We start from the raw sequence: 24121 nt of genomic DNA, 5'->3' as shown, positions 1-24121 counted from the left end.
TTAATAGATAAAAAACACCTAAATTCAACTCATTAAATAAACTAACCCATGTCCAATCACTCTAAAGAAATTTCTCAATTCATTGATAAGGTTGCGAGTAAAAACCCCAATGAACCTGAATTTATGCAGGCGGTAGACGAGGTAGCAGAAACGATTATTCCTTTCATCGCCGACAAGCCAAAATACAGAGACACCAACTTACTTGAAATGATGTGTGAGCCTGAACGGGTGTTCATGTTTCGCGTCCCATGGATGGATGACAAAGGAAACATTCAGGTGAATAGAGGGTATCGAGTGCAGATGAACTCTGCGATTGGACCATATAAAGGAGGGTTGCGATTCCACCCTTCAGTTAATCTAAGTATTCTAAAATTTTTGGCTTTTGAACAAACTTTTAAGAATAGCCTGACTACACTGCCTATGGGTGGTGGAAAAGGTGGATCCGATTTTAACCCAAAAGGTAAGAGTGACAATGAAGTTATGAGGTTTTGCCAAAGCTTCATGACTGAGCTAAGCAAATACATCGGGCAGTTCACGGATGTGCCTGCCGGAGATATTGGTGTGGGAGGAAGAGAGATTGGTTACCTTTTTGGCCAATATAAACGTGTGCAGGGAGAGTTTACGGGTGTTTTGACAGGTAAAGGACTTCCATATGGTGGCTCTTTAATTCGTCCGGAAGCTACAGGATACGGATGTGTATATTTTAGTCAGGAAGTGCTAAGCCTAAAAGGTGATGATCTTGAAGGAAAAGTATGTACTGTTTCAGGGTCAGGAAATGTAGCTCAGTTTGCCATTGAGAAATTAATTCAAAGTGGTGCCAAAGTGGTGAGTGTATCTGATTCCGGAGGGTGTATCTATGACAAGGATGGGATCAATGAAGAAAAACTTGCATTCATTAAAGAATTAAAGAACGTTAAACGAGGAAGAATCAGTGAATATGCTGACAAGTTTAGCGGCTCAGAGTTCAGAGCAGATGAAACTCCATGGAATATTAAATGCGATCTGGCCTATCCGTGTGCGACTCAAAATGAGTTGCCACTGGAAGACGCAAAAACATTGATTTCAAATGGGTGTGTAGGTGTTTTCGAGGGTGCTAATATGCCTACCACTGCCGACGCTGTGGAATTAATTAAGTCTAAAAAATTAATGTTTAGCCCGGGTAAAGCTTCCAACGCAGGTGGTGTAGCTACATCAGGATTGGAAATGTCTCAGAATTCCTTAAGATTATCCTGGACGCGAGATGAGGTTGATGAAAAACTTAGAGGAATCATGAAAGACATTCATGAAAACTGTGTGAATCACGGCCAGGAGAGCAAGGATTATGTCGACTATGTGAAAGGTGCTAATATTGCTGGGTTTGTGAAAGTGGCGGACGCCATGCTCGCCCAGGGATGTGTTTAAACCTTTCTCAAAATTAAAAAGCTTTGTGCACGCTCATTGTGCTGCACCCATGTTCTTAAGGGTTCGATTTCTTCGAACCCTTTTTTCATTACCTCATACAAAGCCTCCGTCAATACAAATCGTGTTTTCGTATCAGGAAATTCGTGCTTGCCTTCCGCTAAAGGCTTCCCGATTTGAGTATCGACAACTGAGTCCATGGAGACATAAATACCTCCGCCAACACGCAGGAGAGATTTAAGCTTTTCCCACATTTTAAGAAACTGTGCTGATGATTCAGCGAAATGCAGTACCCGACTACAGATTATAAAGTCATATTGTTTAGAGGAATCAGCTTGAAGTAAATCTTGAGTTTTGAAGCGAGCTTTGGCAGGAGTAATTGAACGAGATAAGTATTCAACAAGGCGAAGTTTCGACTCATCAGTGTCTATGCCCGTGTATTCATATCCATTCTGGATGAAGTAAATTCCGTTTCTTCCCTCTCCGCACCCAACATCAAGCACTTGGGCATTTTGTGGGATTTTTTCTTTAAGGATCAAATCCATAAGGAAAAGATCCATGTCACCAAAAAAATTATTGACCTCTGATGCTTTCACACCAGCAATTTAATGCCTGTGAATATCAATTTCCTTTTGAAACCCCCCTGACATTTCACTGAAAGGCATTATAACTATCAATAGATCGTCATCGAATTCCGCATGAATATTCTCCAGTTCGACATCCACGGATATCTTCACTTTCCCCAACACATTAGGAAGGGTATAGGCGTTTACGTGAATATTTTGGTATACCAGAAGGTCACTCCCGTTCACCTCTACCTTGATATCTTCCGGGTCTATTGAGGGTGCGCTTACTTCCAGCCGATAGTGATCTGCTTCGGTACTTTTCTTAAAGGTGGGGAATATCGTACCACCATTTATTCCATTTATGATGTTGGCTGTTTCAGCCAGTCGTTTCGTTACTTCTCTTTCTACTTTCATCTCATCTCATTTCTATCTGTGGTTTGGCAAAAGACATTCCAAAAGCTATTTGCCTTAAAAACATGTCACCTTGACCGATATCCCTCAAGTTACTAGCCATTTTGACTGATTCCAAGAAATCAACAATTCATCCCGCTTAAGAAACATTCCGTCATTTTTTCTGTCTTTGGAATAATTTGATTACATAATTTCAAACTCATAAATAAAATACTCATGAAAAGGACACTATTTGTTTTCTCGCTACTTGTCGCAATAATCGCTCATGCTCAAAGCGATCGACCAAAAACGCTGATCGGTAACGACCCTGAGGACATCTCCGGGTTTGGTGGGGTGCTATTTTCTTTTACGCCTATTGACGGACAGCTAAACACCCTGACAGGTGGTGGTGGAGCCGTGCTCTTTGATAACACCTTTTTTATTGGTGGTTACGGACTAGGATTAACTACAAACAAGGAAACAACACTGGATGGTGCCGGATATTCTTCCAGTTTCGATCACGGTGGGTTTTGGTTGGGTTATAACATTAAGCCAGACGAGCTCCTTCACCTCGGTATTGACACCAAATTAGGCTGGGGAGGCATTACTACAAAATCAGAAGCAACAAACCAGGAAGTGAATGAGGATGATGTTTTCGTATTTAATCCTTCATTCTACGGAGAGGCAAACATTGCCTACTGGTTTAAAATCAACGCAAATATCGGATTTCAAAAAACCATCGGAGTTGATTCGCAGTACTTTGATCCTGGGGACTTTGATGGACCCACTTTTGGTATTTCTCTGCTTTTCGGGTGGTTTAATTAACCGAAAAATGAGCTAAATTCCCGTTAAACCAAGCCCGAATTACTAACAAACACGGGATGCGTTTTATAAAACCTAAACTAAAAACCTATGACTTCACCTAACAGCAAACGAGCCATTATTGGCATCATCCTGATCTTATTGGGTACCATATTCCTTTTGGATAACATGGGATATGATATGTATCTACCTTATTATTTATTCTCCTGGCCAGCAGTTTTTGTGGTATTAGGCGTGATTAATTTATTGTCAGGAAATGGCAAATCATCTTTAATCTTTTTTGGATTGGCTGCCGTTTTTTATCTACACCATTACAATGTGGTAAGGATAGGAGAAATATGGCCGGTTATCCTGATCATTATTGGCCTCACATTTATCTTTCGGCGAAGAGGTCAGGCAAGGAATATTGCCGAGAGCTCAGATGATGTCATCGATGAAGTGGCCATTTTCGGAGGTACTGAGAAAAAACTAGTCTCTGAAAACTTCCAGGGAGGTAAAATCACCTGCTTGTTTGGTGGCTCAGAAATTGACATGAGGGGATCTAAAGCTCAAGATGGAGCAGTCATCGAAATCTTCTGCATGTTTGGAGGTGTCGAGTTGATCCTGCCGGAAGACTGGAAGGTAAATATGGATGCCACCGCCATTTTTGGAGGGTTTAGTGATGCCAGAAAAAACATCAGTGACACTCCGTCCGCCACGGTTCACATTAAAGGGTTCACCATGTTCGGTGGTGGAGAAATAAAGAGTTGAGTATAAGTAAAAGACCTGAGGTTTAATCTCAGGTCTTTTACTCCTTCCACTAATCCTCCTCTAATAATTCATACCCCTGATTAATCCCTAACTCAGTCGGTGGAACACCATCTCGCATCCATTTAGGCATTGGTGCTCCCTTTAGGTAATAATCAAAAAATTGGGCCAGACGAATGTTAAAGTCGATTCGGTTTTGCACTTTGACGGGCCAGTGTGGCTCCCCTCGGTAATTCAACATCCAGGCGGGCTTGCCTAATCGTCTCAATGCTCCAAAATATTCAATGCCTTGGTACCATGGCACAGCTCCGTCTTCATCGTTGTGCATAATCAACACTGGCGTTTGCACTTTGTCAACAAAGAAAATCGGGGAGTTTTCAATATACCGGAGCGGGTATTCCCAAAGGGTTCCTCCAATTCTGCTCTGTGTGCGCTCGTATTGGAACATCCGACTCAAACCAGACCCCCAGCGAATACCACCGTACGCACTAATCATATTGACAACCGGCGCACCGGACTCAGCACATTTAAATATGTTCGTTTCGTTTATCAAATGCGCAATTTGGTAGCCTCCCCAGCTATGCCCCTGTACACCAATATTGTCCTCATCCACAAACCCTTTCTCAATCAGTGAAGTAACTCCAGGAATCACACAGTTGAAGGCATCTTCTCCCGGATAGCCTGTTTTATAATTTACATTTGGATTAAATATCAGGTAGCCTCTTGATGCATAAAAACTATATGTAATGGTAGACCTGCCCGGGTATGGGTCTCTATGACGATTGAGTCCATCAGAGCTTTTCTCATAGAAATTGACAATCATTGGATACTTTTTATTCGGGTCAAAGCCTTCAGGTTTCACCAGCATGCCTTCCATTTTTTGACCATCAAGGGATGTCCAATAAACCAGCTCGATCGTGCCCCACTTATAATCTTTTTGCTGTGGATTGATATCAGAAACTTTCTTAACGGACTTGAAGCTTAAATCAGATGCCAGAATGTCCGGGAAAACCTGAAAATTCTCCTTTGTGAAAATCACATTATTTGCATCCCGAGCTTTAGTAAAGGAGCCATACTGATAGTCTCCGGAGAGAAGCTTGGTCGGTTTGTTTTTTCCATAAGTCATTGAAAAGAGTGCTTCACTTTTATCTCCTTCGTAAAACCCGGATAACAGGAGTTCTTGATTCTTTTTGATAAACCGCTCCTCATCGTCAAGCTTGACATAGCGATAGGACAACTTCTCAGCCCTGCCATTCGGCGTGATCCGCTTAGGTGCTATCTTCCCTGCCGGATCAATTTCCCAAATATCATATCGATCATAAATCAGTACACGATCATCGTTTTCTGTCCAGCTCATGACTCCATAAGGCCATGGGTCTGACGGTGTATCATGAATTTCATTAAAAAAAGGAACCTGTTTATTGTTTGTGATTTGCCTAATCTGATCGTCATTAAATGAATAGGTAAACCACGATGAGTCGCTGTTATTATACCAGTAGGCGTACTTTCCTTTGGGTGAAAGTGAGACAAACCCTCGAACACCTTCAGCAACCTTTGTCTTGTTCCCTGAAGTAAGATCAACCCGATAAAGGTCATTCAAAGAATATCCCTCCCAGGTAATGAGCTTTTGATAATTGTAATCACTCATGGCTAATGCTGTATTGCCATCACCCTCATCACTGACAATGACCCGTGAATAGTCCGCCCCGCCCAACTTCACGTTTTGATTTTTTTGAGCGTCATAGTAGTTGAGGTAGCCAAATTTCAAGTCATCATTCTTTTCATCCTCCTGGTGTGTATAAATTCGTTGGTCCTGGTAGTTCCAAACCTCAACATTCACTATTTCTTCATCCAGCAGTGACGTGTCTTGCAAAACAGGAAACTCCTTCACCTCATAAAAAAGGCGGCTTCCGGATTCAGAAAAATATGGATTGAAGTCATCGTTAACCATCAGGTCATTCAAGCTTTCATTAGTAGCAATGGTCTTGCTGCTGTCCCAGTCTGTTTTATAATAATGCAGATGATAGTCTCTTTTTAGCGCCTTGGTGGTATCTGTATCTGAAATAAAGGCTAGTTGCTCCCCGGCATTATCCCACGCCAATCGGCTGTATTTGCCTTTCGCCCGATAAATAGGTGAAAATGATTTTTCTTCAAAATCAAACCGATATACACCTTCGGCAAGGGTGCTGTCATTTCCGGTGGTTGTCAATGCCAGGCTTGCCCCATCTTCTGCAATTTCATAGTCCAGCACATATGGAAACGTGTATTCCGATTGATCACTCAGGTTCCTTAGCACCAAGTCATAACCATTCTTTTTGCTCCGTTTTTTCTCCTTTTTCTTAGCAGTATCGGGTGCAGGTTCATACAAATACACCACATAGTCGTCCCACTCTTTGGGCACCTTAAAAGACTGTAATCCGGCTATCTTTTCAATGCTGCCCGAGGCAATATTGTATATCGCAAGTGTGTCTCCCGGAAGATCATCTTCCTTCGTTTTTTTTCGCTTTAAGTCCCTGAGCTCATCAAAATCAGGAGATACCTTAAAAACTAAAAACTTTGAATTATTGGTGAAATACGGACTATACGATCGGTCATGCTGAAGCACAAGTGCTCCATTAAATTCATGAAGCATCAAAGATTCATTGCCATATCCATTTGGCTTTAACGAGTAGGCTATATGTGTGCCGTTGTTGCTAACCATCCTTTTTTCTACACTGCGCCATTCATTATAGGCGCTGTGGTCTAGTTCTTTCTTGGATTGAGCAATTCCAAAAAATGGAATTACAGCAAGAAGTAAAATGAGTTTTTTCATATCAATCATTTTTCTGGGGATTAAAAAGCTTACTAAAACGCTAATTGAAATTTAATACTAATGAAAATAAGCTCTAGCACTTAGGTAAAACTATACAGGCGGTTGTATGGGGGTTTTACATTACCAATTTCAACAAAAAGTAAACGCCCAACCCTAACAATAAGAAGCCCGGAACTTTATGCACAAGGAATGTATTATCGGCAATTTTTGTAAAGCGCTTGCCGGATGCATTGACCGTGAGCAGCAGGCAAAAGGTACCGGTTGCAAGACCAATCAAATACATCCAAAAACCGTATCCATCCACATTGATCAGGTCGTCATTTTCCAGGTAGGTGGTAATGGCCAGCCAAAATGGGATCGTCATCGGATTTAATATGCCTAAAATTAACCCGCGCAAAAAGCCGTGCCTTCCGGTCACCTTCGTGTCTACCTTAATCGATGATGAAGTTGATTTTGAGAATATATTGTACAAGCCCAGAGCAATAAGGGCAATAGAGGTAATGATCTTGAAATAATCTGCTATGGTCTCATTGTTGTTGAGAAAAATGTGGAACTGTACCGTGATACCTGCATAGATAAATTCAACTGCTGATGCTGCCAATGCGAAAAAAACGGCGGCTCTTCTTTTCTTCAGAATAGCCAACTGCATTACAGAAACGTTGATGGTTCCGGGTGGAATGGAACCAATATAACTGACTATAAAAGCAACGATTAATGTTTGAATAATCATGAACTGGTAAGCAAGCGATTATATCGACGATGCGATTTCCACATGTGATAGCCCTTCCAAAAGCTCCAATAGGAATGGCCTCTTTTTCGATTCAGAGCACTAATATCAGACAAAAGACGCAGATGCCAAAGGATGTCACTGTAGGCTTTCCACAAAGGATATCCCGGCTCATAGATGTGCCCCGGCTCAGCCCCAGCTCCATTTAATTCCAATATTTTGAAATTCTTTAATTGCTTTAAGTCGCTATAAGAAGTACACTTCAAGTCAAATCTTCCAAAGTAAAAATCAGGTACTTGATCCGCTAATTCATTAAAAGCATCAGTCAGTTCGTCATCTATTTCATGGTTGTCGTTTAAGAACTTGGTGCCTCTGCAGTGGTTCCCAATGGGTTCGACCACCAATGTTTCTCCATGCTTTAAAATCAACTCTTTGTTTGCCACAACGAAATCACTTTTAAGATCTGCCGTCATCAATGCACGCTCATTCTTTTCCAATAAATCAATCAGCTTGGTGTTTCCATCACCGGTTACTGTTAAGAAATCCTTTCGTACAATGGATGTAATTTTTCCTTTTTCATCCGGTTTTCTAACAAAGAATACGCCTAGCTCGATTGGATAATCGATTAGCTCCTGAAGCAGAAAATTAACAGGACATTTTCTTACATATTCTTTTAGCTGATTCTGATTGTTGATTTTCTCCACCCAAACCCCTCGTTCGCCAACATCCGGTTTAGCGATGATTGGAAAACCAATCTCCTCGGCCATGAAGGAAGCCCGTTCCAAATCACCTTGCTGAACCAATACCGTTTTTGGCAAGTGCTCAGCAGGTATCAATTTGAATATATCAGACTTCTTTTCTCCAAACATCCCACCAAACTCAATACTTGGGTTGGAGGCAGTAAAGAAGAAAAAGGAGCGGTGCTTTAGGATCAACCACCCGTAATAAATGAAAATGGGAAAGTAGAGTACCGCAAATGGCCAATACTCCCAATTGGTCAGTCTGATAAAAAACTTCTTTATCAAAATAGTAGCTAAGATTTAGTACTGGCTCGATACCTCACAGTGGAGCTGGCCACACCGAAATGTTCTGGTAACGAAATGTAATTCAGCGACTGCTTTACAGCGACTTTCAGTAATGCCATATGGTGAATGGCATGCTCAATGTTGTATGCTAGTTCTCTGTAAAAACTGCTTTTCATTTGAAAGTCCTGTCCATCCTCTTCTGAATAGTTAGCCTCAAAGACCAACTCAAAATCTTCCTGATCCTTTTCAAGGAACGTAATGATGGATGAAATGACACTTAAGGCCAACTTTCTGTCAGTTTCTATCAGTGTATCATGCTTGCGCTGATCATAGTTTACCACTCCTTCGTTTCTTGCATCAAACAAACAAATGAAAAACTCTAAGGTGTGACGAATGTGTTGGCCAAATGTAGACTTACTTAACTCATCCAGTGGACGAGCAAAGTCTTCGTCCTTACATGCGTTTACGACTATCTCTAATTGTGAAAGTAGATCCTTAGCTGATGAATGAAGCATAAAATAATTTTATCCGGAAATAAACTTACGGATTTTATTTCTTTCAGATTTTAAAAATTCCCGAAAAAGTAATTTCAGAGACGTTCTTCCAACTTATTGATAGCTGTCCAAATCAAATCCATTTCAAACCCTTTGTTTGCGAGGTAGTTGACCGTTTTTTGCTTGCGTTTCATTCGATCAGTTTCTCTTTCAAGGCTCTGCCACTTGGTTTCAGCCAGCTCAAAGAGTCTGTTTTCGTACTGGTCCGGATCGATTCTGTTGAGCGCATTGGTAACTATCACTTCGGGCAATTTATGCGAATAGATATGTGCTTTTATTTTCTGCTTTCCCCAGGAGTTAAACTGGAATTTGTCATTACAAAAAGCATTTGCAAATCGCTGCTCATCTACAAAGCCTTCTTTTGAAAGCTCTGAAAGAACCTCTGACGCTTGATCTTCCGGCAGGCCCCAGCTTTGTAATTTCTCGAAGAGCTCATTGGGTGATCGTTCCCGAAAAGCACAAAACCTGCCGGCTCGCTGCTTGGCCTCCTTGATGCCTAACCTCCCAGGCATGATCTACTTCTCCTGGATATACCCTTTGCGCTTAAGTACCGTTTCAAGAAACCGAATCTCGTTATCATTATTGAAAATCTTGAATGGCAAATGAACGAGCTGTGCTTTACTTGCAAATAAAGTGAACGCATCTTTCCCTTTTTTCGCGCGTTTGATTTGGTCCCATTTCATAGGCATGCCTTGCTTAGCATTCATTTTAATCAAGATCTGCTGAGAAGAAATCTCATAAGAGAGTTTTTGGAACATGAATTTTCCTTGTTCCAGCTGCGTAATACCAGCGAATTGGATCAACCAAAAAAGCAGGTATAAAGCCAATCCAATCGATGCTCCGGTTATCCACCAATGGCTGGGTGCCAAAAAGTAGCCCGAACAAATGGCCAGGAAAATCAAAAAGACCCACCATTGCTGCTTAAGTGTTGCTTTCAATGCTACACCGATGTATGTTTTGGTTGGAAGCTGGTATTTTTTTGTCCGTACTATCATGTCTCAATCGCTCTCGTTTCTACTTCGAAAATGTTTCTACCGCGAATATAGAATTTAAATAGCTTTGAGACTCATATCAAGACTTGTGTATGAGTGGGTGAGTGCACCTACAGATATGTAATCGACTCCTGTCTCTGCTATTTCAGAAATCGTCTTTTCAGTAATTCCCCCAGATGCTTCAGTTTCAAAGCGTCCTCCGATCATCTTTATCGCCTGCTTAATATCTGATGGAAGCATATTGTCCAACATCACTCTGTTTACCATCCCTACCTCCAACACTTCTTCCAGCTCTCTCAAGTTCCTCACTTCTACCTCAATGTTCAATTTGAGGTTGTTTTTTTCAAGGTACGCCACCGTTTGATTGATGGCATTTTTAACTCCGCCGGCAAAATCAATGTGATTGTCCTTAAGCATGACCATATCATATAACCCAAACCGGTGATTGACTCCTCCTCCTATGACAACCGCCCACTTTTCCGGTAGACGAAATAAAGGAGTAGTTTTTCTGGTGTCAAGTAAACGAGCCTTTGATCCCTTGATCAGCTGGTTCATATGATGCGTGTAGGTCGCAATTGCACTCATCCGCTGCAAGCAGTTTAAGACCAATCGCTCAGATGAAAGAATCGAACGAGAGTTTCCTTCAACCGAAAAGCCAATTTCACCATGTTGAATTGGATCGCCATCTTTTTTGTGGAAGTCAAGCACCAAGTCTTTATCAACATGATTAAAGATTTTTTCAGCCAACTCTATGCCGGCAATAATTCCATCTCCTTTAATAATCAAGTGTGCCCTATTACGTGCACCTTCAGGAATGGAACCAAGTGAGGAATGATCCCCATCTCCGATATCCTCAGAAAGGGCAGCCTTTATGAAGGCATTGATGTTTTTTGTGGTTAAATATGGTAGTTGCATAACATGGCGGATTTATTCTGGCGTGGGGGTAAGGCGAAATAAGCTACTCCTCACTGAAATTCAAAGTATCAATGAGGTATTTGTCGCCAATCTTCTTGATAAACATAACCACCCTGAAGGCTCCTTTTTCATGTGTGTACCTTCCAATCGTATACTTAAGGCCCTCAGGTGAAGCCCCTTGATGAATGTAGTTGAAGTTCTTTGGAGGGTTTTTTGTGAAAAAATTCTTCAAGATTACTTCCGCTTGTGCCTTGCTGTAATTCGAACTTTCCCCATTGATCTTAATTTCTATCGTTTGATTGCAAAACTTTATTAACTCCTTTGAACTGCCTGCTTTCATTGCAGTTCCAATATCCTGCATGATCTCATCCTGAATTGAAAAGATCGATAAGGAAAGAAAAATTATAATCAGTTTCATTATTTAATGTCGGTTTACCAGCTGCATATTTCAGCTCCTCTCAATTCTTTGTACATAATGTAGTAAAAACCATGCCCAATTTATTCATTCAGTAAACCAGATTCAAAAAATGCCGCTTCTATATTTGCCATATGAAAAAGAAAGTTATCCTCCTCATCCTTGACGGTTGGGGCATTGCCCAAGACAAGTCCGTTTCAGCGATTGATAAAGCAAACACACCTTTCATGGATCGCATGTTTGCCGAATATCCTCACAATACGCTTGAAGCTTCCGGTTTGGCCGTTGGTTTGCCTGATGGGCAGATGGGTAATTCAGAGGTTGGACACATGAATATCGGCGCAGGAAGAGTGGTGTATCAGGATTTAGTAAAAATTAGTAATGCCGTTGAGGATGGCTCTATCGCGAGTAATGAGACGCTTCGTGGCGCAATAGATTATGCTAAAGCAAACGATAAGCCCATCCATTTAATCGGGCTGGTTTCAGACGGTGGTGTTCATTCACATATCAATCATCTAAAAGGTTTACTTTCTGCCTTTTCAGAAGAAGATCTACACGATGTTCATGTTCATGCATTCACAGATGGACGAGATACCGACCCAAAAGGTGGTGTGGATTACTTAAGAGACCTTCAGCATCACATGGCTGATACGACAGGGTCACTAGCTACCATTACGGGTAGATACTACGCAATGGACCGTGACAATCGGTGGGAACGAGTAAAGCTTGCCTATGATGCCATGGTGCATGGTGAAGGAAAAAAAGTGCAAGATCCATTAAGAGCCATCGAGGAGTCTTACATGGAGGATGTAACGGATGAGTTTATCAAGCCCATCATCTGTTCTGACGCAAAGATTAAAGAAGGAGATGTTGTTATCTGTTTTAACTTCCGAACGGACAGAGGCAGACAAATTACGCAAGCGCTTACCCAGCAGAATTTTCCTGAACAGGAAATGAAAAAAATGGATCTTCATTACGTCACCATGACAAATTATGACGCTTCATTTAAAGGTGTCCATGTGATGTATGGTAAAGAAAACCTGAATATGACACTAGGTGAGGTGCTGGAGAAACATGGAAAAAAACAGATCCGTATTGCTGAAACAGAAAAATACCCGCATGTTACGTTTTTCTTTTCAGGAGGGAGGGAAAACCCATTCGAGGGAGAAACACGAATCCTTTGTCCTTCGCCCAAGGTAGCCACTTACGACCTCCAGCCGGAAATGAGTGCCTTTGAAATCAGAGACAAAATCATTCCTGAGCTTGATGCAAAGTCTGCTGACTTTATCTGTTTGAATTTTGCCAACCCGGACATGGTGGGTCACACCGGAGTGTTTGAAGCTGCGGTAAAAGCTTGTGAAACAGTGGATCAGTGTGCGGAAGCTGTGGTCAATAAGGCACTAGAAAACGACTACTTATCAATTATTATTGCTGATCATGGCAACTCAGATATGATGATCAATCCGGACGGCACACCAAATACAGCACACACCACGAACCTTGTGCCATTCATTGTGGTTGACAAGGAGTTTAAAGGTGATCTCAAAAAAGGAAAGCTGGGAGACTTGGCTCCAACCATACTAAAGTTTATGGGCATTGATAGCCCTGAAGAGATGACTGGTAATGTTTTGATTTGAAGATGAGTCGATTAATTGATTTGAAGAGTGTTCCCTTGCGGCAGTTTGTTGTTACGGGATTACAGGGGTGTTTTTTGATACTCATTCTATTGGGCTGTCAAAAGCTCAAGCCAGAGGATGTTGAAATTCCTGAATACCCGAATTTTGAGGAATTGATTAAGCAACAAGTCCCTCTCTTAGGTAAGACAACTATTAAAAAAACGGTAAGCCTGGAGGGTCAAAGTGAGGAGCAGGTTGTGCAAATGGATACGACCAAATGGAAAAACGAGCTTGACTTTCTTAAAGAAATCAATCCGAATCAGCCTGAATACATAGGAGCCTTTACCAAAGAACAAAATGGTAATCAAACAGTGCTAACACTTGGCCCTGAGGAGAAGGGGGAACTCAAAAATGTCCGCTACGTAAAGATTGGCGATATCTATTCCGCTATTAATGCTACATTTCATGAAGACAAAGACGTATATGTCCACCACCGAGACATAAGTATTGACTTCCGGGATGGACTAATTCAGTCGATTGAAATCAATGGCTATCAGAAAATGATGTTTAAGGATACGGTGAGGTTTGGGATAAGCATTTCTACCGCTCTGGATAAGTAGCTGGAGTCATTTCTTTAATAAACAGTACTCCATCATATACGTTAGTCCATTCACCCTTCAACTCTAAGTAATGAAGAACTCCAGACATTTTAAATGTTCCAAGATTCCTGTGATTCGAAAAATCTACAAAAGCTTTTTCGTGGCTTTTAGCTAAGTGATACTCAAGTGTCCTCTTTGATTTTTCTTTAATGGTTTGAATATGGTAATCTGCATTATGTAGGTATTTTCCTGAATAACTTATTGTTGCTACACTGAAAAAATCATCACCTATCAAATCTTCGAGATAGTCTCCGACGACCACTGTGTTTTCATTTTTGAAATATTTGTGGCTTTTAACTTTGGTAGGAACATTTCGTGCTATGTGCATATTAGCCGCCCAAACTATTATTTTTTCATTTTTGTATCGTTCATTCATCAACCACTGGATATTAAGAGCCATAGTGCTATCATGAACTCTATAATCGAACCAGTCAGGTTTCGTGTGCGTAGTTACATCCCACCATTCAGAAGCATGAACTTTCAAGCCATCCAAAACTCTAATCCAAAAGGTGTTCCTGATTGAAGGCTTTTTTGCTTGGAGCTCTAACGACATTCGACTTAAATAAGTCAAGAGTGCTTCCTTATTTTCATCCTCGATTGGCTTGGAAGCTCTATACTTTAAAAGGAATGCTAAATCCTGATCGAAGCTTTCATAAACTGGTATTTGAAGCGCTTTTGCCAATGAATCAACCTCCGATAAAAATACATCAAGGTATTGATAATCATCAATGTTGTCACAGCCGATAAATACTAAATCAGGATTCTCCTTTAGATAAGAGAAAAGCTCTTGCATCTCAAAAGAGTTACTCCATTGGTAGGGCATGGATTTAAGAATGTCCTCAAATTCTGCCTGCCCTTTATCCATCTTTTCACTCCACTTAAGAAATGAATACATCCCATCTTCCAAAGCCAAGACATTATATCCAAGCTCCTTATGCAGATATTTAACCAAGTCTGTTTTTAATCTAAAAGCAGCTCCATCTCCGTGAGTCATTTCACCAAGCAAAACAACTCTTTTGTCCTTAAGAATTGGCTCGAAAAAGGAAAAGTCCGCTTTCTCCTCAATTGAATGGACAGGGAGATTTGAAAAATCTTGTGTGAATGCAAAGAATGATTTGAGGATAATGAAGGTAACGGTTAGGTGTCTCATACCTACTTTAACTTCACCCCAAGCATCTTTATTGCAGTTGCGGCCGCTTCATCGCCTTTGTTTCCATGTTTTCCTCCAGCCCGATCCAGTGCTTGCTTCATGGTGTCCGGCGTGAGCACCCCAAAAATTACCGGCTTATTGAATTTCAATGATACATTCGTAATGCCATTCGCTACCGCATCGCAGATGAAATCAAAATGACGGGTTTCCCCCTGGATCACACACCCCAGGCATATTACTGCATCAATGTCTTTCCTTTCTGCCATCCACTGACCACCCAGACTCAACTCAAAAGTTCCTGGTACATTCATCCGTTCTATGTTTTCACGGATTGCTCCAGCTCCAATTAATGTTTGGTAGGCTCCCGAAAATAAAGATTCTGTTACCTGTTCGTTCCACTCCGCTACCACGATCCCGAACTTGAATTTACTGACGTCTATCGATGAATTTATCTTAACGTCGCTGAGGTTTTTATCTGCTGATGACATGGTGTAAAATTAAAAAAGGAAGTCATCCTGAGCATGTCGAAGGATAACTTCCTTTTGTGAAGATGCTGAAACAAGTTCAGCATGACTTAATATTTTATTGTGCTAACGCTTCCAGTCTCGCCTTCTGCTTCTTCGCATCATGAATCTGAGCTGAAGTTGGGTAATCTTCAATGATTACTCCATAAGTGGATGCAGCAGCGGTTAAGTCTCCATTCTGCTCTTGCGCTACAGCAAGCTTCTTTAGATAAATCGGGGTGAATGATTCATTCTCCTTATAATCAACAGCCTGCTCATAGTATGACGTGGCATTTGAGAAATCATCCATTTCCATATATGCATCACCGATGAGCGAATATGCTCTGCCTTGAAGCAAATAATCGTCACTACTAAATTCTTTTAGTTGACGAATGGCTCCATCAAAATCACCTTGCTTCAAGAATGACGCGCCCGCATAAAACCTTGAAAGATTCGCTGCTTTCGTTCCTGGGAATTCCTCAATGATTTCAAGGAAACCGTAGCTGTTACCGTCTCCATTCAACGCTAGCCCCAAGCTGTCTGCATCAAAGTAGAACTGAGCCTGAAAAAGCTCCTCTTGAGCTGTTTGATTCTGGTTGGTTATGTAGTAGTTGTATCCGGCAAAGCCTACAATTAATAAAGCAATAACTCCACCGATTCCAAAGACCATTGCTTTGTTTCGCTTGCTACTAAAAAATTCATTGGCTTTTTCAACGATTGCATTTGGATCCTCCAGGATCTCAATACCATCATCTTGCTTTTTTCCTTTTGCCATTTTATTCTAAAATCTTAATTTTTTTCCGTCGCATTCGTGCTTATATCAGCCCAATATGTCTCAGCCGATAAAAAATGCGGTCGCAAAGATATATTTTTTGTTCAGATGTATAAGACTCTCAGTCAATTATGTGTTCACAAAAGGATAGTCATCCTCCACATAGTTGTCTGTGTAGGCTTCAGAAGCTTCCGGCCATGGTGATTCTTCTGCAAAATCTACCGCTTTCTGAACTTCCTCTTTGATTTCCTTATCAATTTCCTTTAGCTCATCTTCAGTTGCCCACTTGTTTTTGATGATGGTTTGCTTCACTTGCTCGATTGGATCTTGGTTTTTATATTCCTCAAGCTCCTCTTTGGTTCTGTATTTAGCGGGATCGGACATGGAGTGTCCTTTGAATCTATACGTTCTAAACTCCAGGAAAGTAGGTCCGTCCCCTTTTCTCGCTCGTTTTGCAGCTTTTGCTACGGCATTATGCACATCCTCTACCTTCATGGCATCAATTGGTTCCGATGGCATATCATAGGCTTCAGCCAATGTATAAAGATCTGTAACGTTGGATGTCCGCTTCACAGAAGTTCCCATTGCATATCCATTATTCTCCACTACGAATATCACAGGCATCTTCATCGTCATGGCCATATTGAATGCCTCATGCAAAGCACCCTGACGAACCGCACCATCTCCCATGTAGCAGATGCAAAGATTCTTTGTTCCTTTATATTGCTCAGCAAAGCCAATACCGGCTCCTAGAGGAATCTGACCACCAACAATTCCATGACCTCCCATGAAGTTTACTTCTTTGTCAAACATATGCATGGATCCTCCTTTTCCTTTGGAAACGCCTGTTGCTTTACCAAAAAGCTCCGCCATTACTTTACCCGGATCTGTGCCCAATGCAAGCGGGTGACCGTGATCGCGATATGCGGTGATCCATTTATCGTCCTTCTCAAGCGCTGAGACAGCTCCCGCCGCACACGCTTCCTGCCCTATGTATAAGTGACAAAACCCACGAATTTTCTGCTGGCCATATAGTTGACCTGCTTTCTCCTCAAACCTCCTCATGAGCTGCATAGAGCGAAACCACTCCATATACTGCTCTTCAGAAAACTCACTTGATTTTTTTGATGTCTTTTTAGCTGCCATAGGACCCGATTGTTTGATTTACTTTGCTAAACGGATAGCGAAATTAGCTCAAAACAGATTGAGTTGAAAAAATTTGCCCGTAGATGCTTCCTTCGCCCGCCTGAACTAATGGGCAGGTTAGCATAACAACATGAAAAAGCACGAGTTGAAAATCGGAGTGTCATCCTGAACGCAGTAAAGGATCTCTCTGATAAATTAATATGATCCTAAGAGAATTAAAACTTACATCTTTCAAAAACCACCCCGAATCAACGTTCGATTTCGGCGAAAGGATCAACTGTGTTCTTGGGAAAAACGGGGCAGGTAAAACCAATTTGCTGGACGCTATCTACTACTTGTCATTCACAAAAAGTGCTGTAGGGTCACAAGATAAACTGGCCATTACACATGAGCATCGGGCATATACCATTTTCGGCACCTACGATGAACTGACCATTGCATTGCAATTTGAAAAAGGCAAAGTAAAAACCCTTAAGATTGACGGCCAGGAACCAGATCGGCTAAGTGATGTCATCGGAAAAGTGCCTTTGGTGATCGTGTTGCCAGACGATACCTCCATGATTAAAGAGGGTAGCGATGAGCGGCGAAAGTTTTTTGATGGCGCTCTATCACAATTTGATAGTGAATATTTGAAATCATTGCTCCAATACAACAAAGTACTCAAGCAGCGAAACAGTCTATTGAAAATAGAAGAGGGAACAGGGCTCAATAAAAGGTTGCTGGAAACATACGATGATCAGCTAATCCCTTTGGCTATGGATATATCCAAAAAACGCCTGGAAATGAAGGAGGTGTTTCTTCCTTTTCTTCAAAAAAACTACGCAGACCTGCATGAAGGTGGTGAAGCTCCAGGTTTGAATTTCAAAACACATGTAAATGAAGGGTTTGCCGAGCGGTTCAAATCCAATTCACAAAAAGACCAGATCATGCAACGAACCTTGATGGGGAGTCATAAAGATGATTTTGAGTTTTTGCTGGATGGAGAGTTAATTAAAAAGTTTGGATCCCAAGGGCAGCAGAAGACATTCATCATTGCGTTGAAACTGGCGCTGTATGATTTCTTGAAAGAAAAAACAGGAAAAAAACCATTGCTCTTACTTGATGATATTTTTGATAAGCTGGATGATGCTCGTATTCAGCTATTGGTTTCATTGCTTCTGGATAATGATCGCTTTCAACAGATTTTCATTTCCGATGCAAGAAAAGACAGAAGTAAAGAATTGTTCATGAGTGAGAAAGAGGTGAATTTTATCGTCCTTTCCCAGTAGTGGTAGGACGAGTCAATGATTGATTTTTTAAAGGAATAATTTTCACGCTACCTTCGAACTGAAGAAACTCGTCCTACCACTTATCTTAATGAAAGAAGATCCAATCAAAAGCTTCCGCAATGCGTTTCAGGGATTTCTCAAAGAGGAAAACCTGGAACACACCTATAAGCAAAAGCAAGTCATTGCTGATTGGGAAAAGATCATGGGCAAGACCATCGCTTCACGAACGACTAAAATGTTCTTTAACCAAAAAACACTTTTCGTAAAGCTTTCTTCAGCCCCACTTAAAAACGAGATGCAAAACTCAAAAGGAAAGATCATTGAGTTGATTGAAAAAGAAATTGGAAAGGGAGAGGTTGAGGATGTGAGGTTTCTTTAATTCTTAAAAGGCATCCTCCACATTAGATAGTAATCAAAAGCGGTCGAATTTTGTCTGCGGGTTTTCCCAAAACCAGGAATATCGTACGTTTTCAGCTCTCCTTCACCATTGATTTTTCTTGAAAACTGCCAGCGCATTGTGAACCCCATATATAAGTTTGATACAATTCTGCCGCGAATTCCGAACGCAACTTCCAGCCACCTGGCATTGAGGTCATTGTTTTCAAGTACATACGTTTGCTCACCAAATCCCTGGTCAGCTGTAAATGAAAGCTGATCCTCAAAGCTTGCTCTTGCATATCGCAAACCCAGCGTAAGGGCATTGCCACTTTCTTTGTCTTTTGAAAAGTTACGATCGAAACCGACCCGATAAAAGCTCCCTTTGTTTATGTAATTGAATGAATCGCCACGAGTACGTTCCTCAAGCCCATAGTCCACCACTAAGATGAATCGATCCATGGCAAGAGCGGCTTCTATCTCGTGTGTAGTTAGGCCATCGGAAGCAAAGGTTCTCCCTGTTCGTATAGCATTTATTCCAACTTTTAATTCGTAAGGCCGATAATTGGCCGGTTCCTTTGGAGCTTTTGGTGTTGCCGGCTGACTAAAAACACCCAGGCCAATAACCATCAATAATATGTTAAAAGTACACTTCAACATTGGTGCTTATTTGTCGGTTAGTAACTGTTCCAGGAATGGATAGTGAGTCAAAAGTATATCGAACAGTATCAAGATTCAGGAAAGTAATGGATGGATTGCATGCCGGATCGAAGATTGAAAATTCAGGATCATAGCGCATTTCAACCTCAAAATGGGACGAATCCGAGTCAAACAGGAAGGTAGAGACTGTATCCTCTGGATTTAGAGGAAGTGCTACAAATGTTGAATCGCTCGAAAGTGCAAATCGATAGGGTGAGTCTTCAGCGGTGACCATAAAACCAACTTTCCTGGTTGCTTGAGACTCTATATCACGGAATTCAAGGATCATAAAATCACGATTATCGTCCGTGCCACAGTTTTCTATGTCCTGGCATGAAATGATTATTAGTCCAATTAATATGATTCCGAGTTTTTTCACAGGCTGGCAAAATTAAACCTTAAAGGGTTCTAATAAAGAGAACGGTTGTATTTCCATTAGCTTTGCACTCGTCAAGCGAGATTGAACCAAAACATGCGATCTCAACTTTACTAAGAACATGAAAACGAAGGGGTTAAAGAAAACAAAAGTCAACATCGTCACACTTGGGTGCTCCAAAAACCTGGTGGATTCTGAGGTGATGCTGACACAGCTGAGGGGAAACAACATTGATGCCACACATGAGTCTACCAAGGACGATGCAAGTGTGGTAGTGGTAAACACCTGTGGGTTTATTGACAATGCGAAACAAGAGTCGATTGATACCATTCTTCGCTATGTGGATGCAAAGCAAGAAGGATTAGTTGAGAAAGTGTACGTTTCAGGCTGTCTATCCCAACGCTACAAAGACGAATTAAAAGAGGAAATCCCAGATGTGGATGCGTGGTTTGGCACTGGTGACCTTCCTGCTCTATTAAAAAAATTTAAGGCAGACTATAAAAAAGAATTACTTGGTGAGCGAATTCTTACCACGAGCAACCATTACGCGTATTTAAAAATCGCGGAGGGTTGTGACCGTCCGTGCAGCTTCTGCGCCATTCCATTAATGCGAGGCAAGCACGTATCCAAACCAATGGAGCAAGTAGTAGCTGAAGCTGAGTCTCTCGTTCGTCAGGGCACCAAAGAAATTCTACTCATCGCACAGGACTCTACTTATTACGGGTTGGATCTCTACAAAAAGAGAAATCTCGCTGAATTAATGGATCGTTTGGCTGATGTGGAAGGGCTTGAATGGATCCGGTTGCACTATGCGTTCCCAACAGGATTTCCGGAAGATGTGTTGGATGTCATGGCGAAGCGATCAAATATCTGCAACTACCTGGACATCCCGCTACAGCATGCCTCCACCAATATGCTGAAGATGATGCGAAGAGGAACAACGAGGGAAAATACGGAAGCTTTGTTAGATAAAATGCGAAGCAAAGTTCCGGATATTGCCATCCGTACTACTTTGATCGCCGGACACCCGGGAGAAACCCAAGAGGATTTTGAAGAGATGTTGGACTTTGTAGAGAAGAACCGATTCGAACGGCTGGGGATCTTCACCTACTCGCATGAAGAAAATACCCACTCATACAGTTTTGAAGACGATGTTCCGGATGAAACCAAACAAGAGCGCGCAAATGCCGTAATGGATTTGCAGGAAGAAATTTCCATGAGCATTAATGAAAGTAAGGTTGGAAAAGAATACAAGGTGTTGATCGACCGGATGGAGAGCGGTTCCTTTATTGGAAGGACAGAATACGACTCACCTGAGGTGGACAATGAAGTGATCATCCCTGCCGACCACTCATACTTGCGAATTGGAGATTTTGCCCAGGTAAAAATTACCGACGCTACAGCCTTTGACCTGTACGGAGAACCAATCAAATAATTAAGTATATTTATTGATATGGGAGCTTTAAACGTTAGCGATAAGACACTGAGGAAATATTTCACCTTCTTGAATAAGCTTGATGATTCCTCCAAAACCAAATTGATTGATCGGTTGAAGAAGTCTTTATCAAATCCAGGGAAAAATGCCCCTTCGATTTCAGAAATATACGGTTGCTGGGAAGAGCCCATTTCAGCAGAAGATCAAATCAAAGAAATACACAACGCTAGAATAGATCGTCCTTCGGAATTAAATTTCGAATGAAGTATTTGCTCGATACTAATATTTGTATTTACTTATTTCGTGGAAAACACGATGTAGATAAAAAAATCCTGGACAGGAAAGTAGTTAATTGTGCTATTTCAGAAATCACGCTAGCAGAGTTAGTGTATGGGGCTGAGAATAGCTCGAACCCCAAAAAACACCTTCAAATAATTTCTGACTTCACTGCTCAAATCCCTGTCCTACCCATATATGATGCGATTCCAGTCTATGGAAAAGTGAAGTCAACTTTAAGAAAAAAAGGGACTTTGATTAGTGACTTTGACCTACTGATTGGGGCGACCGCTTTGGCTAATGAAATGATCATGGTCACTGAAAATGAAGGAGAATTTACTCGATTGGAAAACCTAAAAATTGAAAATTGGGTTAAAGACCAACAATAAGAAATATCTATAGTGCACACAGAAACCATCCCTTTAGACGAGACCGACTGTTTTTCACCCTTTTTCATTGACTATATCAATCAAAAGAAGGAGTTGACTCCTTTCTACAGCGATTTTCCTACGGTTGAGAACTTTCAAAAAACCATCCAAAACCGCCAGTTTAAAGATGAGAGTCGTAGTGTTTTAGTTGAGGTTCTGAAAGAGCAATACAAACAGCTTGACACCAGCACTGCTGTTTCTCAAAACATTGAATCATTAGCTGATTCAAAGACCTTTACCATTACCACCGGTCACCAGCTCAATATTTTCACGGGTCCACTTTACTTCATTTATAAAATTGTGACGGTGATCAACGCTTGCAAAACACTAAAGCAAGCGTACCCCGATTACAATTTTGTTCCCGTTTATTGGATGGCCAGTGAAGACCATGATTTTGAAGAAATCAACCACTTCTTTTTTGAAGGGAAAAAATATGAGTGGAAGACTAATCAATCAGGTGCTGTTGGGCATTTCGATCCTTCAGGATTAAAAGAGATCGCAGATAAACTTCCCAAAGGGGCTGAGTTTTTCAAGGAAGCCTATTCTCAGAAAACCTTGGCTGATGCTGGAAGAGCATATGTAAACTACCTCTTTGGAAGTGAGGGGTTGGTTGTTGTAGATGCAGATCATGGTAAGTTAAAAACGTTGTTTGGTTCTGTAGTAGAGGATGATCTTTTTGCACACTCTTCTGAAAGTTTGGTTGCTAAAACCTCCTCTTCGCTGGAGAAGCTGGGATTCAAAACCCAGGTTCATGCACGAGAAATAAATTTCTTTTACCTGGACAAGGGGGTCAGAGAACGTATTGAAAAAACAGATAAAGGGTTTCAGGTTTTGGACACTGACATCACTTTTAGCGAAGAGGAATTGCGAGAATTGATTAGTAATCATCCGGAGCGATTTAGTCCAAATGTCATCCTGCGTCCACTTTATCAGGAAACTATTCTGCCCAATCTGGCTTATGTGGGGGGACCATCGGAAGCGGTATATTGGATCCAGCTTAAAGACCTTTTCGATCACTTCAAAACAGCCTTCCCATTATTAATGCCTAGAAATTTTGCACTTGTTGTCCCAGAAACAGCGGCCACCAAATGGCAGAAAACAGGACTTGAACAGGCAGATATTTTTCTTAGCAGTGAAAGGGCCTTTGAAAAATGGGTGAAGTCAAATAGCGATCATGATATTTCGTATCATGAGGAACTTAAAAAATTGAAAGAACTTGAAGGTTCACTTAAGAGCAAAGCCAAAGAAGTAGACCCTACACTGACTCAGCACATTGAAGCACTTCATGCCTCATTTTTCAAACGGATTGAAAAAGCAGAGAAAAAATTGGTTCGAGCAGAAAAGCGATTACATGAAGACCGGAGAAGACAAATTGAATCTGTAAAAGAAATGCTTTTCCCGGGAGGTAGTCTTCAGGAACGCAAAGACAATTTCCTTAATTTCTACCTGAAAGATCCAGGGTTTATTCAAGAGCTATTTAAATCGTTCGATGCATTTGACTATCGAATGTATTTGATGTATCTGTAGGGCCCATCACTTATCATAATGGAATCTGCATTTAGCAATTAAAATGCTTTCATCCGACACCCGATAGATGAGCCTATGCTCCTGATCTATTCTTCTAGACCAAAAGCCCTGATACTTATGCTTTAGTGGTTCCGGTTTTCCTAATCCATCAAATGGATTTCTTGAAATATCTTTAATCAGATCATTGATTCTTCTTAGCTTTTTCTCGTCAGTTTTTTGCCAATACAAATAGTCTTCCCAAGACTCATCTACAAAAACAAGTTTCATTCCTCGATAAGACTTTTTTCTTCTCCCTGACCTGCTTTAAGTTTTTCAATTGCCGAATCAAGTCGTTTCTCGTTTGCTCTTGAAGACAATTCATGACTTGTGGCATTTAAAGAATTATATTCCTCTAAAGACATAATTACTACCCCACTTCCTTCGCCTCGATTTAAAATTAGGGTCTCAAAGTTTTCAGAAACATTATCCAAATAGGACTTCATGTTATTTCGAAAATCAGAAATTGTAGTAGATAACATTTTTCACACA

General features: G+C 41.1%; 29 protein-coding genes. 11 read left to right on the top strand and 18 right to left on the bottom strand.

Annotation, left to right across the window (positions count from 1 at the left end):
* Positions 1 to 48: 48 nt before the first annotated feature.
* Positions 49 to 1401, top strand: coding sequence for an NADP-specific glutamate dehydrogenase (gene gdhA, locus ACQK2H_RS01690; RefSeq protein WP_425389743.1), 1353 nt, complete (start codon positions 49 to 51; stop codon positions 1399 to 1401).
* On the opposite strand, the gene ACQK2H_RS01685 is transcribed toward gdhA, so the two are convergent.
* Both ACQK2H_RS01685 and ACQK2H_RS01680 read right to left on the bottom strand, forming a co-directional pair.
* Positions 1398 to 1994 carry a class I SAM-dependent methyltransferase gene (locus ACQK2H_RS01685; protein ID WP_425389742.1) on the bottom strand — a complete coding sequence of 199 codons (597 nt, stop codon included), beginning with the start codon at positions 1992 to 1994 and terminating at the stop codon, positions 1398 to 1400. The two genes, gdhA and ACQK2H_RS01685, sit on opposite strands and share 4 nt — an antisense overlap.
* Positions 1995 to 2003: 9 nt before the next feature.
* On the bottom strand, positions 2004 to 2378 hold the full coding sequence (locus ACQK2H_RS01680; protein WP_425389741.1) for an Hsp20/alpha crystallin family protein: 375 nt from the start codon (positions 2376 to 2378) through the stop codon (positions 2004 to 2006).
* 213 nt (positions 2379 to 2591) lie between these two features.
* Here ACQK2H_RS01680 and ACQK2H_RS01675 point away from each other — a divergent pair, with 213 nt between their 5' ends.
* Together ACQK2H_RS01675 and ACQK2H_RS01670 are read left to right on the top strand one after the other, a co-directional pair.
* Complete coding sequence (locus tag ACQK2H_RS01675; protein ID WP_425389740.1) at positions 2592 to 3179, top strand: hypothetical protein; 588 nt, start codon at positions 2592 to 2594, stop codon at positions 3177 to 3179.
* Between the two features lie 87 nt (positions 3180 to 3266).
* Positions 3267 to 3926: a LiaF transmembrane domain-containing protein gene (locus ACQK2H_RS01670; RefSeq protein WP_425389739.1), complete on the top strand. Its 660-nt coding sequence runs from the start codon at positions 3267 to 3269 to the stop codon at positions 3924 to 3926.
* Positions 3927 to 3975: 49 nt separating this feature from the next.
* Here the strand turns inward: ACQK2H_RS01670 and ACQK2H_RS01665 are convergent, their stop codons facing one another.
* From ACQK2H_RS01665 to ACQK2H_RS01630, 8 genes are all read right to left on the bottom strand, one after another.
* Entirely contained in the window at positions 3976 to 6735 is a 2760-nt protein-coding gene (locus ACQK2H_RS01665) for a prolyl oligopeptidase family serine peptidase (protein ID WP_425389738.1), read from the bottom strand.
* Between the two features lie 115 nt (positions 6736 to 6850).
* Positions 6851 to 7465, bottom strand: a complete 615-nt coding sequence (locus tag ACQK2H_RS01660; RefSeq protein ID WP_425389737.1) for a LysE family translocator — start codon at positions 7463 to 7465, stop codon at positions 6851 to 6853.
* Positions 7462 to 8487 carry a hypothetical protein gene (locus ACQK2H_RS01655; protein WP_425389736.1) on the bottom strand — a complete coding sequence of 342 codons (1026 nt, stop codon included), beginning with the start codon at positions 8485 to 8487 and terminating at the stop codon, positions 7462 to 7464. Before ACQK2H_RS01655 ends, ACQK2H_RS01660 begins: the two co-directional genes overlap by 4 nt.
* A gap of 8 nt (positions 8488 to 8495) precedes the next feature.
* Complete coding sequence (locus ACQK2H_RS01650; RefSeq protein ID WP_425389735.1) at positions 8496 to 9002, bottom strand: hypothetical protein; 507 nt, start codon at positions 9000 to 9002, stop codon at positions 8496 to 8498.
* A 74-nt stretch (positions 9003 to 9076) separates the two neighbouring features.
* Positions 9077 to 9553: a regulatory protein RecX gene (locus ACQK2H_RS01645; RefSeq protein WP_425389734.1), complete on the bottom strand. Its 477-nt coding sequence runs from the start codon at positions 9551 to 9553 to the stop codon at positions 9077 to 9079.
* 3 nt (positions 9554 to 9556) lie between these two features.
* Positions 9557 to 10036 (bottom strand): YcxB family protein, encoded by a 480-nt coding sequence (locus ACQK2H_RS01640; protein WP_425389733.1) that lies wholly within the window; start codon positions 10034 to 10036, stop codon positions 9557 to 9559.
* A gap of 54 nt (positions 10037 to 10090) precedes the next feature.
* Positions 10091 to 10948, bottom strand: a complete 858-nt coding sequence (gene nadC / locus ACQK2H_RS01635) for a carboxylating nicotinate-nucleotide diphosphorylase (RefSeq protein WP_425389732.1) — start codon at positions 10946 to 10948, stop codon at positions 10091 to 10093.
* Between the two features lie 43 nt (positions 10949 to 10991).
* Complete coding sequence (locus tag ACQK2H_RS01630; protein WP_425389731.1) at positions 10992 to 11366, bottom strand: DUF4783 domain-containing protein; 375 nt, start codon at positions 11364 to 11366, stop codon at positions 10992 to 10994.
* A gap of 131 nt (positions 11367 to 11497) precedes the next feature.
* Here ACQK2H_RS01630 and gpmI point away from each other — a divergent pair, with 131 nt between their 5' ends.
* Positions 11498 to 13000 carry a 2,3-bisphosphoglycerate-independent phosphoglycerate mutase gene (gene gpmI, locus ACQK2H_RS01625; protein WP_425389730.1) on the top strand — a complete coding sequence of 501 codons (1503 nt, stop codon included), beginning with the start codon at positions 11498 to 11500 and terminating at the stop codon, positions 12998 to 13000.
* Positions 13001 to 13002: 2 nt separating this feature from the next.
* On the top strand, positions 13003 to 13599 hold the full coding sequence (locus ACQK2H_RS01620; protein WP_425389729.1) for a hypothetical protein: 597 nt from the start codon (positions 13003 to 13005) through the stop codon (positions 13597 to 13599).
* On the opposite strand, the gene ACQK2H_RS01615 is transcribed toward ACQK2H_RS01620, so the two are convergent.
* The 4 genes from ACQK2H_RS01615 to pdhA all read right to left on the bottom strand — a co-directional run bounded on the left by ACQK2H_RS01615 (position 13580) and on the right by pdhA (position 17209).
* Positions 13580 to 14788 (bottom strand): erythromycin esterase family protein, encoded by a 1209-nt coding sequence (locus ACQK2H_RS01615; protein ID WP_425389728.1) that lies wholly within the window; start codon positions 14786 to 14788, stop codon positions 13580 to 13582. The two genes, ACQK2H_RS01620 and ACQK2H_RS01615, sit on opposite strands and share 20 nt — an antisense overlap.
* 2 nt (positions 14789 to 14790) lie before the next feature.
* The gene (ribH, locus tag ACQK2H_RS01610) at positions 14791 to 15276 is read right to left on the bottom strand and encodes a 6,7-dimethyl-8-ribityllumazine synthase (RefSeq protein WP_425389727.1); all 486 of its coding nucleotides are present in this window, start codon (positions 15274 to 15276) and stop codon (positions 14791 to 14793) included.
* 94 nt (positions 15277 to 15370) lie between these two features.
* On the bottom strand, positions 15371 to 16066 hold the full coding sequence (locus ACQK2H_RS01605; RefSeq protein ID WP_425389726.1) for a tetratricopeptide repeat protein: 696 nt from the start codon (positions 16064 to 16066) through the stop codon (positions 15371 to 15373).
* A 126-nt stretch (positions 16067 to 16192) separates the two neighbouring features.
* Positions 16193 to 17209 (bottom strand): pyruvate dehydrogenase (acetyl-transferring) E1 component subunit alpha, encoded by a 1017-nt coding sequence (gene pdhA, locus ACQK2H_RS01600; protein WP_425389725.1) that lies wholly within the window; start codon positions 17207 to 17209, stop codon positions 16193 to 16195.
* Between the two features lie 200 nt (positions 17210 to 17409).
* Between pdhA and recF the strand changes: the two genes are divergently transcribed.
* Both recF and ACQK2H_RS01590 read left to right on the top strand, forming a co-directional pair.
* A complete protein-coding gene (gene recF, locus ACQK2H_RS01595) occupies positions 17410 to 18477 on the top strand; it encodes a DNA replication/repair protein RecF (protein WP_425389724.1) in 1068 nt (355 codons plus the stop codon).
* Positions 18478 to 18565: 88 nt separating this feature from the next.
* Entirely contained in the window at positions 18566 to 18856 is a 291-nt protein-coding gene (locus ACQK2H_RS01590) for a DUF721 domain-containing protein (RefSeq protein WP_425389723.1), read from the top strand.
* Here the strand turns inward: ACQK2H_RS01590 and ACQK2H_RS01585 are convergent.
* A complete protein-coding gene (locus ACQK2H_RS01585) occupies positions 18853 to 19512 on the bottom strand; it encodes a DUF6048 family protein (RefSeq protein ID WP_425389722.1) in 660 nt (219 codons plus the stop codon). The genes ACQK2H_RS01590 and ACQK2H_RS01585 overlap by 4 nt on opposite strands.
* A complete protein-coding gene (locus tag ACQK2H_RS01580; RefSeq protein ID WP_425389721.1) occupies positions 19493 to 19930 on the bottom strand; it encodes a hypothetical protein in 438 nt (145 codons plus the stop codon). The genes ACQK2H_RS01585 and ACQK2H_RS01580 overlap by 20 nt, the downstream gene beginning before the upstream one ends.
* A 118-nt stretch (positions 19931 to 20048) precedes the next feature.
* Between ACQK2H_RS01580 and rimO the strand changes: the two genes are divergently transcribed.
* Genes rimO through bshC form a run of 4 tightly spaced genes read left to right on the top strand, consistent with a single transcriptional unit; the run spans position 20049 to position 23593 of the window.
* A complete protein-coding gene (gene rimO, locus ACQK2H_RS01575; protein WP_425389720.1) occupies positions 20049 to 21362 on the top strand; it encodes a 30S ribosomal protein S12 methylthiotransferase RimO in 1314 nt (437 codons plus the stop codon).
* An 18-nt stretch (positions 21363 to 21380) separates the two neighbouring features.
* Positions 21381 to 21626, top strand: coding sequence for a hypothetical protein (locus tag ACQK2H_RS01570; RefSeq protein ID WP_425389719.1), 246 nt, complete (start codon positions 21381 to 21383; stop codon positions 21624 to 21626).
* Positions 21623 to 22027, top strand: coding sequence for a type II toxin-antitoxin system VapC family toxin (locus tag ACQK2H_RS01565; RefSeq protein WP_425389718.1), 405 nt, complete (start codon positions 21623 to 21625; stop codon positions 22025 to 22027). The genes ACQK2H_RS01570 and ACQK2H_RS01565 overlap by 4 nt, the downstream gene beginning before the upstream one ends.
* Before the next feature lie 12 nt (positions 22028 to 22039).
* The gene (gene bshC / locus ACQK2H_RS01560; protein ID WP_425389717.1) at positions 22040 to 23593 is read left to right on the top strand and encodes a bacillithiol biosynthesis cysteine-adding enzyme BshC; all 1554 of its coding nucleotides are present in this window, start codon (positions 22040 to 22042) and stop codon (positions 23591 to 23593) included.
* A gap of 6 nt (positions 23594 to 23599) precedes the next feature.
* Here the strand turns inward: bshC and ACQK2H_RS01555 are convergent, their stop codons facing one another.
* Positions 23600 to 23860 carry a Txe/YoeB family addiction module toxin gene (locus ACQK2H_RS01555; protein ID WP_425389716.1) on the bottom strand — a complete coding sequence of 87 codons (261 nt, stop codon included), beginning with the start codon at positions 23858 to 23860 and terminating at the stop codon, positions 23600 to 23602.
* Positions 23857 to 24111, bottom strand: coding sequence for a type II toxin-antitoxin system Phd/YefM family antitoxin (locus ACQK2H_RS01550; RefSeq protein WP_425389715.1), 255 nt, complete (start codon positions 24109 to 24111; stop codon positions 23857 to 23859). Before ACQK2H_RS01550 ends, ACQK2H_RS01555 begins: the two co-directional genes overlap by 4 nt.
* Between the last annotated feature and the right edge of the window lie 10 nt (positions 24112 to 24121).

This window comes from Ekhidna sp., assembly GCF_965228795.1.
Taxonomy (GTDB): domain Bacteria; phylum Bacteroidota; class Bacteroidia; order Cytophagales; family Cyclobacteriaceae; genus Ekhidna.
The sequence above is the reverse complement of the archived record's forward strand: the minus strand, read 5'-3'. Positions and strand labels throughout refer to the sequence as shown.

Bases quoted from the DNA above. Each gene is read 5' to 3' on its own strand.
- ACQK2H_RS01550 (WP_425389715.1), bottom strand. From the start codon at position 24,111: ATGTTATCTACTACAATTTCTGATTTTCGAAATAACATGAAGTCCTAT.
- ACQK2H_RS01675 (WP_425389740.1), top strand. From the start codon at position 2,592: ATGAAAAGGACACTATTTGTTTTCTCGCTACTTGTCGCAATAATCGCT.
- nadC (WP_425389732.1), bottom strand. From the start codon at position 10,948: ATGCAACTACCATATTTAACCACAAAAAACATCAATGCCTTCATAAAG.
- ACQK2H_RS01605 (WP_425389726.1), bottom strand. From the start codon at position 16,066: ATGGCAAAAGGAAAAAAGCAAGATGATGGTATTGAGATCCTGGAGGAT.
- ACQK2H_RS01680 (WP_425389741.1), bottom strand. From the start codon at position 2,378: ATGAAAGTAGAAAGAGAAGTAACGAAACGACTGGCTGAAACAGCCAAC.
- ACQK2H_RS01570 (WP_425389719.1), top strand. From the start codon at position 21,381: ATGGGAGCTTTAAACGTTAGCGATAAGACACTGAGGAAATATTTCACC.
- ACQK2H_RS01645 (WP_425389734.1), bottom strand. From the start codon at position 9,553: ATGCCTGGGAGGTTAGGCATCAAGGAGGCCAAGCAGCGAGCCGGCAGG.
- ACQK2H_RS01555 (WP_425389716.1), bottom strand. From the start codon at position 23,860: ATGAAACTTGTTTTTGTAGATGAGTCTTGGGAAGACTATTTGTATTGG.
- gdhA (WP_425389743.1), top strand. From the start codon at position 49: ATGTCCAATCACTCTAAAGAAATTTCTCAATTCATTGATAAGGTTGCG.
- ACQK2H_RS01660 (WP_425389737.1), bottom strand. From the start codon at position 7,465: ATGATTATTCAAACATTAATCGTTGCTTTTATAGTCAGTTATATTGGT.
- ACQK2H_RS01665 (WP_425389738.1), bottom strand. From the start codon at position 6,735: ATGAAAAAACTCATTTTACTTCTTGCTGTAATTCCATTTTTTGGAATT.
- ACQK2H_RS01590 (WP_425389723.1), top strand. From the start codon at position 18,566: ATGAAAGAAGATCCAATCAAAAGCTTCCGCAATGCGTTTCAGGGATTT.
- recF (WP_425389724.1), top strand. From the start codon at position 17,410: ATGATCCTAAGAGAATTAAAACTTACATCTTTCAAAAACCACCCCGAA.
- ACQK2H_RS01585 (WP_425389722.1), bottom strand. From the start codon at position 19,512: ATGTTGAAGTGTACTTTTAACATATTATTGATGGTTATTGGCCTGGGT.
- ACQK2H_RS01620 (WP_425389729.1), top strand. From the start codon at position 13,003: ATGAGTCGATTAATTGATTTGAAGAGTGTTCCCTTGCGGCAGTTTGTT.
- ACQK2H_RS01650 (WP_425389735.1), bottom strand. From the start codon at position 9,002: ATGCTTCATTCATCAGCTAAGGATCTACTTTCACAATTAGAGATAGTC.
- ACQK2H_RS01565 (WP_425389718.1), top strand. From the start codon at position 21,623: ATGAAGTATTTGCTCGATACTAATATTTGTATTTACTTATTTCGTGGA.
- rimO (WP_425389720.1), top strand. From the start codon at position 20,049: ATGAAAACGAAGGGGTTAAAGAAAACAAAAGTCAACATCGTCACACTT.
- ACQK2H_RS01630 (WP_425389731.1), bottom strand. From the start codon at position 11,366: ATGAAACTGATTATAATTTTTCTTTCCTTATCGATCTTTTCAATTCAG.
- gpmI (WP_425389730.1), top strand. From the start codon at position 11,498: ATGAAAAAGAAAGTTATCCTCCTCATCCTTGACGGTTGGGGCATTGCC.
- ACQK2H_RS01615 (WP_425389728.1), bottom strand. From the start codon at position 14,788: ATGAGACACCTAACCGTTACCTTCATTATCCTCAAATCATTCTTTGCA.
- ACQK2H_RS01670 (WP_425389739.1), top strand. From the start codon at position 3,267: ATGACTTCACCTAACAGCAAACGAGCCATTATTGGCATCATCCTGATC.
- pdhA (WP_425389725.1), bottom strand. From the start codon at position 17,209: ATGGCAGCTAAAAAGACATCAAAAAAATCAAGTGAGTTTTCTGAAGAG.
- ACQK2H_RS01640 (WP_425389733.1), bottom strand. From the start codon at position 10,036: ATGATAGTACGGACAAAAAAATACCAGCTTCCAACCAAAACATACATC.
- ribH (WP_425389727.1), bottom strand. From the start codon at position 15,276: ATGTCATCAGCAGATAAAAACCTCAGCGACGTTAAGATAAATTCATCG.